Genomic DNA, 11,696 nt, shown 5'->3' with positions numbered 1-11,696 from the left:
TTGCCTGCGCTCTCTTTTATTGCCTGCGTTCTGTTTTTCGACGCGTTCTGTTTTCTGTGCGGTCAGCTCAGTGTATGCACAATCCGGTCGCGGTAACCTGTGGTGATTTCCATGGTGCCCGCCCATTGTTTATCCAGTTCCGGATCACCGGAGTCGATAATCAGCGGGCGTCCGTCGAGCGCGGCAATTTTGGTTTTGGTGGAAATCAGGCGGATATTTTTCTTGCCGATTTTACGCAGCACCTCAGCACTGAACTGCTGATTACCCCGGCCGAAAATATGTCCCTGCCCGCCCATAACGCTGACCACCGCCTGCGCCTGCGGATGCTGGTTCAGTAATTCCAGAATCTGGCCGGCGCTGACATCCGCGGCGAGCAGATCGCGGTTCAGCACCGCATCCACACCCAGCAAGGTATTCGGCAGGCCCAGTTCTTCCATAATCGCCTGCGTGGTTTTACCCGAGCCGATCAGGTACAGCACATCGTCTTCCATATCGTTGCAGATGTCGGCGGCAATATCCGCCAGCACCAGCTCTTCGACTTCAACGCCGCCCTGTTTTACGGCCTGCACAAAATGGCCCTGCTGCGGCACGCGCATATCACCGTAATGCCGCGCACGCACCTGATTGTTGCGGAAAGCGTCTTCGTCCAGATCGCGCACTTCCGCCTCTTTAATGTCGACCAGTTTGCCGTCGAGCAGACTGCGCACCACTTCGCCGGACGCCGCCGGCGTAATGCCGTACACCGCCGAGTGAATTTTCACACCGGCCGGAATACCGAGCACAGGAATGCTGTCACCCACCACGGCGCAAATGTCGCGTGCCGTACCATCGCCACCGGCGAATAACAGTAAATCGACACCAGCCGCCAGCATGGCCTGCGCTGCTTTGCGGGTGTCGTCAGCCGAGGTATTAACGGTTTCCAGCGGAATATTCAGCAGACGGTAAGAAAAACCCAGCTCTTTCACCAGCGCTTCGCCCATATCACCGGGGCAGGTGAGAAATTCGCAACGGTCGCGGTATTCACTGAGCACACTCAGCGCCTGAGCGGCACGCCGGGCGGATTTTTTCTCGGCGCCGCGGGCCAGCGCTTCCGCCACGATGGCAGCACCGTCCGAGCCTTTGAGGCCGACAGCGCCACCAATGCCAGCTAAGGGGTTAATAATCAGTCCCAGCGTGATCATAGACATGCGTTAACTCAGGTTGAAACGGGCGCCAGTATATCGCAGCTCAGAACCAGTCACTCAGTTTGATGCCCACGCCGATGCGTTCCTGATAGCGGTTGTAATCGATCAGGCTCTCGCCGTAACCATTGAAATACTGCACGTACCCTTTGATTTTGCGGTTCAGCGGGAAGCTCCAGCCGAGTTCCACCGCGCCGCGGTTTTCATCCGGATTCAGGTTATTGCGCACCATCAGGCTCAGGGTCTGATTGCCGATCACGTGCATGTAATTGATTTCACCCGGGCCCATGTAATCGTCAATGTCCGGGTTATCGTTGTCCTGCGGATCCCACGGGTCGGCTTTGCTGGTTTCGGGAATACGCCACCAGGCGCGCACCGACACCACGCCGGTCGGCACCAGTGAGGCGGTCTGCACAATCACCCGGTTCCAGCTGCGCGACATCGAGCTGGTCTGACCGTTGGACTGATGATTCAGCGCCAGCGCGAAATAATCGACCCAACGGTTTTCCGGCGCCCAGGACACAATCAGCTCGGGCTCGTGGTTGGTTTCACGGAACGGGCGGGAAATATCGCCGTTGTAGGCCTGCCAGAAGGAACGGTTGGTGTAGGCCACTTCCACTTTACTGAATTTACCGAACAGACCGGTCGACACCGGGTATTTGATACTGATCTGAAAGACCGCCTCAAAGTGGTCGTTGCCGGCTTCACGCCCGGCATCCGGGTCACCGGTATAGTGCTGCAATACCCGGTCGAGTTCCTTATCGCTGGGACGCGCCTGCCAGGTCAGCGGCAGCACGTAATTCGGCCGGTGCGGTAACAGCACATAAGGGCTGTCCGAGGCCAGCTGTTCGATGCGCAGACGCTCCACCAGCCCCGGCAGCTGTTTCATGCTCTCGGTGAATTCTTCATCGGCGATGGTTTCCAGTTCCTTCTTTTCTGTTTTCAGTTCGCCTTTGGCCGGCAGAAGATCGGACAGATCGAGGTTCAGTTCACCGCTGGCTTCGGTTTCAGGGTCAGCAGACGAACCATCGTCATCGGCCAGCGCCGTCTGGTGCAGACCACACAGCAGCAAACAGGAAATAATCAGCGGGGAAATCCGGAATTTGGGCATCGCAACAGCTCCGTCTGAGGAGGCTGTACTATAGACGAAAAGCAGACGAAAACCGGCCCGGATCCGGCGCATTGGCCGGTAAAATGCGCGCCGGACAGAGCGACACTCTGTTCTGCCCGGCGGACGATGGGTCAGACGGTATAGCCTTCCGCTTCCAGATACGGCGTGCGGATGGCCTGATACTCGTTTTTGCAGTGCGGGCAGAGACGAATGTCTTTGCTCAGAATGCGGCTGTGCAGGTGAATCAGCTTCTGATTCTGCTCCCAGCAGTAGGAACAATACGGCTGGCCATAGGGGCGGTTGTCCACGGTTTTGTAGTAACCGTCGCCGCGACGGCGCAGATTGCCGCGGTACACCAGCGCTTCGTTCAGGCGGATCAGCTCGGCATCCCGTGCCTCGCACACCCCCGCCAGCAGGCTCAGCTCCATCTTGCTGGAGGCGATGGACGCCGTCAGCTCGGCCAGCAGCTGTTTAAGGTCGGTTTTATCCAGCGCGTAATTCGCGTCTTTGATGCGTTTACCCACATCCTGAGCAAAATTCAGGCTGCGCAGTACGTCTTCAACAGTACCTTGTCCCGGCATTGTCATTCTCCCGTCATCTGTTAAGCCTCATTGCGCCGGAAAACCGGCGAATAAGCACGTCAGACGGGAGTATTGCAGGCCGTGTGCCAGTTCTGGCTCACGCGCTTTTTGCCTGCAGACGCACGCGCGATGCCGCCGGATGCTGCGCCAACAACACGCAGGCCAGCACCAGTGCGATGGCCACCAGCTGCAGCAACGTAATCTGCTCGTGCATGAACAGCACGCCGGCAAACACCGCCACCACTGGATTGATCAGCCCGAGAAAGGCCAGCTTGTCGAGCGGCAGGCGGGTTACCGAGCGGAACCAGATCAGATAGCCAAGCCCCATGGTCACAGGCCCCATCCAGAACAAGGCCAGCACACCGCCGGTATCCAGTTCAGGCATCGGCCGCCCTGTCAGTGCCATCAGCAGCAGTAAGGCCACCCCGGCCGCGGCCAGCTGGGCACTGGTCAGCACCAGCGGCCGCACATCACCGGCCAGACGTGGTACCAGCAACACACCGAGCGACATACTGGTGGCCGCCAGCAGCGAAAACGCCACGCCCAGCCAATCGGGCTCCGCCGGCGCCTGCCACACCAGCATGCCCACTCCGGCCATACCGCCCAGCGCGCACAACAGCTGCATCAATGTCGGCGCCTGACCAAGCAAGGCGCGAAACGCCAGCAGCTGCAAAGGCATACTGGCGGTCAGGGTGGCGGCCATACCGCCCGGCAGGCGCTGAATGCCGGCAAACAGCAGCACGGTAAACAGCCCGATGTTGAGGGTACTGAGCAACAGAATGCGGCCACCGTGACTGCGCCAGATGCTGAACGGCACCAGCGGCAGCATCAGCAGACCCGGCACGGCGATGCGCAGTGTGGCCAGCCACACAGGGTCGGCGCCGGGCAGCCAGGCCTGAGTCACCGAATAGGTGGTGCCCCACAGCAGTGGAGCAAGAATGGCCATCAGCCAGGAGGAGGTGTTCGCTGTCATCATTTATCTTCACATTAAGATATTTAACGCAAAGATAAGTTCGGGCGGCCTCAAATGCAAGTTATCTTTACGTGAAGATAATTACCCGGCAAACTGCAGGGATTTCCGGGCTTAGGCACATTCAGCGACACCATGAGCGAACAGGATCAGACAACAGAGCAGGTTCAGACCGGCAGCCTTACGGCAGAGCAGGTCCGGACAGACCACGTCCAGGCAGACCACGTCGATTTCATCATCGGCCAGTGGCGGCAGGAACGCCCGGATCTGGCGATAGAACCGATGGCCATCATCGGCCGCCTGAAACGCCTGACCACCCATCTGCAACAGGGCATCGAGACGCATCACAAACGCTATGGCCTGATCTGGGGAGAATTTGACGTTCTGGCCACCCTGCTGCGCAGCGGCAAGCCCTACTGCCTGACACCCACCCAGCTGTTCCGCTCGGCCATGCTGTCGTCCGGGGCCATGACCAACCGCCTCAACAATCTGGAAAAGCGCGGCCTGATCGAACGTCTGCCGGACCCGGATGACCGCCGCAGTCTGCTGGTGAAGCTGAGCCCAGACGGCTTTCGCCTGATCAGTGAAGCCGTGGGCGACCATGTCGACAACGAAGCGCATCTGATGAGCGCGTTAAGCGCCGAGGATATTCGTCAGCTGAACGACATTCTCAAACGCTGGCTGGCAGGTTTTGAATAAGGCATAAAAAAGCCTGCGCTCATCATGACGGGCCAAGATTCCGTCACAACCAGCGCAGGCGCACACAGGGGAGGCGTGAAAGCGTTACTTCTCGACGAACGCGCGCTCAATCACGTAGTGACCGGCCTGACCACCGCGGGCTTCTTTAAAGCCCAGATCATCCAGAATGCGGGTCAGGTCGTCGAGCATGGCCGGACTGCCGCACAGCATGAAGCGGTCGGTTTCCGGATTCAGATCCGCCAGACCGATATCGCGGGTCAGCTTGCCGCTGGTAATGGCGTCGGTCAGACGGCCCTGATTGCGGAACGGCTCACGGGTTACGGTCGGGTAATAAATCAGTTTTTCGCGCACCACGTCGCCAAAGTATTCGTTGTCCGGCAATTCGTTCTCGATGCGCTGCTGGTAGGCCAGCTCAGACACATAACGCACGCCGTGAGTCAGAATCACCTTGTCGAACTGGTCGTACACGTCGATGTCTTTGATGATGCTCATAAACGGCGCCAGACCGGTGCCTGTGCTCAGCAGAAACAGGTTTTTGCCCGGCAGCAGGTGGTCGGTAATCAGGGTGCCCACCGGCTTGGTGCCAACCAGAATCTCGTCACCTACCTGCAGTTTCTGCAGGCGTGAAGTCAGCGGACCGTCCTGCACTTTGATGGAGAAAAACTCCATCTCTTCTTCATAGTTGGCACTGGCAATGGAGTAGGCACGCAGCAGAGGTTTGTTCTCTACCTCCAGACCAATCATGGTGAAATGGCCATTCTTGAAACGCAGCCCCTGATTACGCGTGGTGGTAAAGCTGAACAGTGTGTCGTTCCAGTGGTGAACGCTGGTGACGGTTTCGCGGATCAGATTGCTCATGATGGTGCCTGCTGTGTCCTGTTGAATTAACTTGCCTCACAGGTTACTCCCGGCAACAATATCGAAGAATCAGATTATACGAATAATCGTTTTCGGTTTTACTGATAACAAAACCCAAACAGGACGCCGTCATGCGCTATTCCCTCCGCCAGCTGGAAGTGTTTGTGGCCATCGCCCACGAACAGAACCTGACCCGCGCCGCCGACGAACTGGCGATGTCACAGAGTGCCGCCAGCAGTGCGCTGAAAGATCTGGAAAACCAGTTCGGCCTGCAGCTGTTCGACCGCATCGGCAAGCGCCTGCAGCTTAACGAACAGGGCCGTCTGCTGCGCCCGAAAGCCGAAGCCCTGCTGGCGCAGGCGCGCGATTTTGAACGCAGCCTGATGCAGCACGCCGAGGCCGGCCCGCTGAACGTCGGCGCCACCCTGTCGATCGGCAACTATCTGGCCGTGGGCCTGATGGCGCAGTACATGGCGCGCTATCCGCAGGCTCGCGTCACGCTGGACGTCGGCAATACCCGCCAGATCGCCGACAAGGTGCTGAACTACGAACTGGATGTGGGCCTGATCGAAGGCGAGATCAACCACCCGGATCTCGACATTCTGCCGTGGCGTGGCGACGAACTGGCGGTGTTCTGTCACCCTCAGCATCCGCTGGCGCTGAGCGGCCGCCGCGTCAGCGACGACGACCTGCGCGCGGCACAATGGATCCTGCGCGAAGCCGGTTCCGGCACGCGTCAGGCGTTCGACCGCGCCATGCACGGCCTGCTGCCGGACCTCACGATTACGCTGGAACTGCAGCACACCGAAGCCATCAAGCGCGCAGTCGAAGCCGGACTCGGCATCGGCTGTTTATCCACCATTACCCTGTCTGACGCATTCCGCCGCGGCAGCCTGATTCACCTGCCGGTACCGGGCCGCGACTTCAGCCGGCAGCTGTACCTGATCGTGCACAAACAAAAATACCGCAGCGCCGGCATCGACGCCTGGCTGACGCTGTGTCAGGAAAACAAGGCATGAACCAGAAACGTCAGCCCAATTATCTCAACGGCTACAGCGCCCAGCTGCAGCAACAGGTACAGGATTTACTCGACGCCGGAAAAACCGGCGACCTGCTGTTAAAGAAATACCCGGCTGCCCATGCCCTGAGTGGCGAGCGCGCGCTGTACGACTATGCGCAGGATTTAAAAGACGAGTTTATGCGCAGTTCACCGCCGATCAGCAAGGTGATTTACGACGACAAAATTCACGTCATCAACAATGCTCTGGGCCTGCATACCTTTGTGTCGCGGGTACAGGGTGGCAAACTGAAAGCGAAAAATGAAATCCGCATTTCGTCGCTGTTCCGCCGCATTCCCGAACCGTTATTAAAAATGATTCTGGTGCACGAGCTGGCGCACCTGCGCGAAAAAGAACACAACAAAGCCTTTTATAAACTGTGCTGTTACATGGAACCGGATTACCACCAGCTGGAATTCGATCTGCGTTTGTACCTGTGCCACCGCGACCGCTTTGGCGAGCTGTGGTAAACGGCCGGAAGCACCGGACTCTGGAATAAAGAAAAGCACGCTGGCCGCGCTCAGAAAAACATGCAAGGATGCAGTTGCACTGCCCGACGGACGCTAGACCCTATTGATTAACTCAGACGTAACAAGGAAGGTCGTATGAGCTACAGCTATGATCAGATGTTCATGAGTGCAGCACTGGCAGAAGCACGCAAAGGCCGTGCGGAAGGCGGTATTCCGATTGGTTCTGTGCTGGTTCGCAACGGCGAAATCATCGGCCGCGGCCATAACCGCCGGGTGCAGAATGGCAGCGTTATCCGTCATGCAGAAATGGATTGTCTGGAAAATACCGGGCGCTTAACCGGCGCCGAATACCGTGAATGCACCCTCTACTCCACCCTGTCGCCCTGTTCCATGTGCAGCGGCGCTGCACTGCTGTATGGCATCCCGCGGGTGGTGATTGGCGAAAACGTCAATTTTATGGGGGCGGAAGATCACATGCGCGCACAGGGCGTGAATTTAACCGTACTGAACGATCCGGACTGCATCGCCCTGATGAAGCAATTTGTGATTGATCATCCTGAGTTGTGGAACGAAGACATCGGCGTCTGATTCAGCCGGCGTACCACACCCAGATCAGGCGCAACGCCAGCAATGTCAGAATCCAGCGGAATAATTGCCGGAACAGGGTTTCCGGCATTTTCCCCATCAGTTTAAGGCCCAAGCGGGTGCCGATATAACCGCACAGAATCATGGCTGCCAACAGCGGTATCCAGGGCAGAAAAGCAAACCCCGCAAGGCCGAACACCGCCACTTTCAATAAATGCTGCAGTGTCATGCAGGTCGAAAAATTCGCTGTATATTGCCAGCGGTCGGTACCGGCACGTCCCAGCCAGGCCGACACCAGCGGCCCGGTCGCTCCGACCAGCATGGTCAGCAAGGTGGTAATCAAACCGCCGCTGAACAAGCCAGCGGTTTTTTCACCCAGACCAATTTCCGGCACCTTGCCCCAGCTCAGCCACAGAATAAACAGCCCCACCAGCAAAGGAATTACGCCCGGTTGCATTTTGCCGAGCAGAAATACCGTGAGCAGCGAGGCAATCGCCGCACCGGCCGCGAACCAGCCGATTTTTGTCCACTGAGTGTGTTTACGCGTGAGCCAGGCACGGGAGGAATTCGACCCCAGCTGCACAATGCCGTGCACCGGAATCAGCGCCACCGGCGGCACGATGCCGGCCATTACAGTAATCAGAAACGCGCCGCCGCCAACCCCCAAAGAGGAGGTCAGCAAAGAGCCCAGAAACGCCGCAATCAATAATGTGACGACGGAAACCAGCGGCAGCCCCACCGCCCAGTCGGCGAGAAAAGCCTCCATCAGGCCTGTCCTGCCCGTTGCGCCAGACGCTCGCGGGCCAGTGCGTATTCCCGCGGCGACACAATATAGTCTTCGGCGCGTTCATTAATATCGGCGTACTCGGCGTTCAAGCGAGGTAATTCGCTGGCCAGCGCCTCAAGCGTCAGCAGGCCATCGGCGTGCAGTGCCAGCAGGCGCTCACACTCGCGCGCCAGCCCCAGATAGTCGTTGCCGACCTCGCGGTGACCGGCGCAGGTTTTCTTGAAATCAAAGAAAGTCTGAATGCCGCCCAGAGCGGCGGCGACCAGCGCCAGCAGCGCCCCCAGCCATTTGCCCCAGTCGGGCAGCTCTGCCTGCAGCAGGGTAAAAAATACAGAGCCCAGCAGCAGGTTGATCACCACCACAGGCACGCCGCAAAGAATGTGCAGATTGCGCCGGCGCAGCGACGCGTAGAAATGACCGTGCTTGCCCAGCTGGGCGTTGTCACGCAGACGTTCGACCAGTGCCTTTACCCCGGATGTGGCCGCAGCCCCTGCCGGTACGATGTCCGTATCCACGGCGTGATTCATCTTGATGCCCTTCAACAACTTAGCCTGTTCACAGGTCAGCGACTATATCAGCTCAGGGACGGCGCTTCCTTTCCAATTGTACGGGCGCGGTCTAGTCTTAAAGTTCGCCAGCCGACGAATAAGCCCCCATGCGCCGAGTTTTAACCCTTGCCCTTGTTCTGTGGTCGTCCCTTGTCAGCAGCGCCCTGTTGCAGGCAAGCGAAATGACCCACGCGAATGACCGCGAGATCGTCCGTGTCGGCGCCTATCTGTACCCACCCTATGTCGAACAGGACGCCAGCGGCCACCTCACCGGCATTACCCCGAAAGTGCTTAACCTGCTCAATCAGAATCAAGAGCAGTACCAGTTCGTGCTGGTGCCGATTTCCCCCAAGCGCCGTTATCAGACCTTCGAGCAGGCCGATTACGACATGATTTTCTTCGAGAATCCGGCGTGGGGCTGGGACGGCATTGCCTTTCAGCAGTCGCGCCCACGGGAAAACGATGGAGAGGTTTTTGTTGCTCTGGCCAAAGCCGAACGCGATCAGTCGTACTTCGCGACGCTGAAGGGCAAACGCATGATCGGCATTCTGGGATTTCATTACGGCTTTGCCGGCTTTAATGCCGATGAAGAGTATCTGCGCCGCGAATTTAATATGATTTTGTCGTGGACCAACGAAAATAACCTGCAGCTGCTGAAAGACCGCAGCGGCGAAATTGCCATCATGAGTCTGTCGTTTCTGTACCGTTATTTCCGTGACCACCCGGATGAGCGGCACTTCTTTTTAGTGTCGGATACCTTCGATCAGCTGTACCGTCATTCGGTGCTGATCCGCCCCGGCTTTACCCCGGATGCGGCGGCGATGGATGCACTGCTCGACGACCTGCGGGCCAAACAGCTCTTGCAGCCAATATTTCACGATTTCGGCATTTACGATTGCCCGGTTCCGCCAGCCGACGGCCAGTTGCCACGGGCGGCCAAAAACTGCGACGGCAAAAGCCAGTAGACGCTGGTCAATCTGCCGTCTTCTGTATCAGCTCCGCCTGTATCAACATCTGCCTCTATCAACATCTGCCCGTATCAGCGCTCGTGCTTAGCAGCCCCATCAGCAACAGAACCCCCGGCCATCGCCCTGGCGACGCATGCCGCACAGACACACTGACGGTTACGTGCCTCTGGCGGAATTTGCGCCAGCAGAGCGGCCGGGGTGGTCAGGCCTGGTGCAAAACACCAGCACGATGTGGCCTCATCGCCCGCCGCCACCGCGCACTGATTGTCTTCACCGCACAGCGGGCAGCGCAGGGCTGCACGATCGGCTTCTGCGATCAGCGCAGGATCTTTGGGGTTCACGGTCTGAACATCGGATGGCATGCACAATTTCTCCGCAGCATTTTCTGGTAACTTCTCACCTTAAAGCCGTTTGGCGACGGCTCACATTAAAGCCTTCCGGCAACGGATCACATTAGGGCCTTTTCGCAGCAGCCCACAGTAACGGCTCTTGGCAAACAGGGTTAAACGGCCGCTCGGCAAAGCGGCACGTGACATAAGTACACTGGGTGTTTGGCCCGGCTGTCCGTATCATAACCGCCTCTGGCGTAATCCTCACGGTGACCCGATGCCCCCGATTTCCTGGCAACAGAAGCTGCTGGACGAACTGAAAACCCTGCTGCGTCTGAACCCGACCACGCGCCCCTGGCATCTGCCCTTTGTTGCCGGGCTGAGCGCCGCCCTGCCAGCCACCATCGGCCTGCTGCAGGGTAATATGGCACACGGCATTCTCGGTTGCATGGGCGCGCTGGTGATGCTGTATCTGCCCACCGGCAGCCGTGCTCAGCGCCTGCGCCGTTTATCCGGCGTGGCGCTGGGGTTTCAGCTGTGTGTGCTGCTGGCCTCTCTGGTGTCCGGCAGTGCGCTGGCGTCGGTGCTGACGCTGTTGCTGATCAGCGCAACGGCCACCCTCATCAGCCGCCGCTTGCAGATGCCGCCTCCCGGCAGTTTCTTTTTTATTCTGATCAGTGCCTTATTTCTGCTGATGCCTCACCAGCCGGAGGTAATCACTGAGCGAATGCTGAACGTCGGTCTGGGCAGCGCAGGTTCGATTGTGCTGGCGTTTATCTACAGTTTCTTTTTACCAACCACAGTGCGCACCGACAGCACCCCCACAGAGCCGGTTCGCCAGAGTCTGGCCGAAGCACTATTAATTGCGCTGTTCGTGGCCGGTTCTTTGTGGCTGGCATTAGGCCTTGGGCTCAACAACCCGTATTGGGTACCGGTGTCGTGCGCGGCCATTATTCAGGGCGCCAGCCTGCACCATGTCTGGCACCGCAATGTGCACCGCATCGTTGGCACTGCGCTGGGGTTGTTGGTGGCCTGGGGACTGTTTGCCTTAAACCCGGCCGATATCTGGCTGCCGCTGATTATTTTTATTCTGAGCGTGCTGATTGAACTGGCGGTGGTGCGCAATTACGGCCTGGCCATGTTGTTTATTACGCCGCTGACGCTGTTGTTTGCCGAAATCAGCGTCGTCCACTCTGCACTGCCTTTGCCGGACGCCATTTCAGGCACACTGAACAGCCTGATGAGCGCGCGCCTGCTGGATATTACCATTGGCAGTCTGTGCGGACTGGCCGGCGGCTGGCTGATTCATCATCCGCAGGCGTTAAGCCAGCTGTTACGGCTGAAGCCCTGAAGCCCTGAAGCTCTGAAGCCCTTAAGAAAAGCTCCCTTTCAGGCCGCCATTTAAAAGAAAAAACGGCGAACAGATTTACTGTTCACCGTTTCTATTACCAATAACCGCTTCGATTACCAGTCACCGCTTTTTTAATAGCGGTCTCTGTTATTTGCAAATCTGTGGGCGCCTTTACCCGCACCAGCATTCGCCGACGCTAA

Annotated in this window: 14 protein-coding genes; 6 read left to right on the top strand and 8 right to left on the bottom strand. The window is 58.2% G+C overall.

The window, feature by feature from the left end; translation table 11 throughout:
- Positions 1–62 precede the first annotated feature (62 nt).
- The 4 genes from ACQUQU_RS03640 to ACQUQU_RS03625 form a co-directional block, all read right to left on the bottom strand.
- Positions 63–1,187, bottom strand: coding sequence for an ATP-NAD kinase family protein (locus tag ACQUQU_RS03640; RefSeq protein ID WP_430461894.1), 1,125 nt, complete (start codon positions 1,185–1,187; stop codon positions 63–65).
- Positions 1,188–1,227: 40 nt separating this feature from the next.
- On the bottom strand, positions 1,228–2,292 hold the full coding sequence (locus tag ACQUQU_RS03635; protein ID WP_430461893.1) for a phospholipase A: 1,065 nt from the start codon (positions 2,290–2,292) through the stop codon (positions 1,228–1,230).
- A gap of 131 nt (positions 2,293–2,423) precedes the next feature.
- Positions 2,424–2,879, bottom strand: coding sequence for a hypothetical protein (locus ACQUQU_RS03630; RefSeq protein ID WP_430461892.1), 456 nt, complete (start codon positions 2,877–2,879; stop codon positions 2,424–2,426).
- A gap of 91 nt (positions 2,880–2,970) precedes the next feature.
- The gene (locus ACQUQU_RS03625; protein WP_430461891.1) at positions 2,971–3,849 is read right to left on the bottom strand and encodes a DMT family transporter; all 879 of its coding nucleotides are present in this window, start codon (positions 3,847–3,849) and stop codon (positions 2,971–2,973) included.
- 129 nt (positions 3,850–3,978) lie between these two features.
- On the opposite strand from ACQUQU_RS03625, the gene ACQUQU_RS03620 reads away from it, so the two are divergent.
- Entirely contained in the window at positions 3,979–4,542 is a 564-nt protein-coding gene (locus ACQUQU_RS03620; RefSeq protein WP_430461890.1) for a MarR family winged helix-turn-helix transcriptional regulator, read from the top strand.
- Between the two features lie 84 nt (positions 4,543–4,626).
- Here ACQUQU_RS03620 and ACQUQU_RS03615 read toward each other — a convergent pair whose 3' ends face one another.
- Positions 4,627–5,400, bottom strand: coding sequence for a ferredoxin--NADP reductase (locus ACQUQU_RS03615; protein ID WP_430461889.1), 774 nt, complete (start codon positions 5,398–5,400; stop codon positions 4,627–4,629).
- Between the two features lie 131 nt (positions 5,401–5,531).
- Between ACQUQU_RS03615 and ACQUQU_RS03610 the strand changes: the two genes are divergently transcribed.
- The 3 genes from ACQUQU_RS03610 to ACQUQU_RS03600 all read left to right on the top strand — a co-directional run bounded on the left by ACQUQU_RS03610 (position 5,532) and on the right by ACQUQU_RS03600 (position 7,516).
- The gene (locus ACQUQU_RS03610; RefSeq protein ID WP_430461888.1) at positions 5,532–6,419 is read left to right on the top strand and encodes a LysR family transcriptional regulator; all 888 of its coding nucleotides are present in this window, start codon (positions 5,532–5,534) and stop codon (positions 6,417–6,419) included.
- Positions 6,416–6,928: a YgjP-like metallopeptidase domain-containing protein gene (locus ACQUQU_RS03605; RefSeq protein ID WP_430461887.1), complete on the top strand. Its 513-nt coding sequence runs from the start codon at positions 6,416–6,418 to the stop codon at positions 6,926–6,928. The genes ACQUQU_RS03610 and ACQUQU_RS03605 overlap by 4 nt, the downstream gene beginning before the upstream one ends.
- Positions 6,929–7,063: 135 nt before the next feature.
- Positions 7,064–7,516 (top strand): nucleoside deaminase, encoded by a 453-nt coding sequence (locus ACQUQU_RS03600; RefSeq protein ID WP_430461886.1) that lies wholly within the window; start codon positions 7,064–7,066, stop codon positions 7,514–7,516.
- A 1-nt stretch (position 7,517) separates the two neighbouring features.
- Here the strand turns inward: ACQUQU_RS03600 and ACQUQU_RS03595 are convergent, their stop codons facing one another.
- Positions 7,518–8,279, bottom strand: a complete 762-nt coding sequence (locus tag ACQUQU_RS03595; protein WP_430461885.1) for a sulfite exporter TauE/SafE family protein — start codon at positions 8,277–8,279, stop codon at positions 7,518–7,520.
- Positions 8,279–8,827: an SLATT domain-containing protein gene (locus tag ACQUQU_RS03590; RefSeq protein ID WP_430461884.1), complete on the bottom strand. Its 549-nt coding sequence runs from the start codon at positions 8,825–8,827 to the stop codon at positions 8,279–8,281. Before ACQUQU_RS03590 ends, ACQUQU_RS03595 begins: the two co-directional genes overlap by 1 nt.
- Before the next feature lie 203 nt (positions 8,828–9,030).
- Between ACQUQU_RS03590 and ACQUQU_RS03585 the strand changes: the two genes are divergently transcribed.
- Entirely contained in the window at positions 9,031–9,813 is a 783-nt protein-coding gene (locus tag ACQUQU_RS03585) for a substrate-binding periplasmic protein (protein ID WP_430461883.1), read from the top strand.
- Between the two features lie 74 nt (positions 9,814–9,887).
- Here the strand turns inward: ACQUQU_RS03585 and ACQUQU_RS03580 are convergent, their stop codons facing one another.
- Positions 9,888–10,178 (bottom strand): cysteine-rich CWC family protein, encoded by a 291-nt coding sequence (locus tag ACQUQU_RS03580; RefSeq protein WP_430461882.1) that lies wholly within the window; start codon positions 10,176–10,178, stop codon positions 9,888–9,890.
- Between the two features lie 244 nt (positions 10,179–10,422).
- Between ACQUQU_RS03580 and ACQUQU_RS03575 the strand changes: the two genes are divergently transcribed.
- The gene (locus ACQUQU_RS03575) at positions 10,423–11,496 is read left to right on the top strand and encodes an FUSC family protein (protein ID WP_430461881.1); all 1,074 of its coding nucleotides are present in this window, start codon (positions 10,423–10,425) and stop codon (positions 11,494–11,496) included.
- Positions 11,497–11,696 lie beyond the last annotated feature (200 nt).

This window comes from Thalassolituus sp. LLYu03 (assembly GCF_050507655.1).
Classification (GTDB): Bacteria; Pseudomonadota; Gammaproteobacteria; order Pseudomonadales; family Oceanobacteraceae; genus Venatoribacter.
Note: the sequence above shows the minus strand (reverse complement) of the source record. Positions and strands in the feature narration are given on the sequence as shown.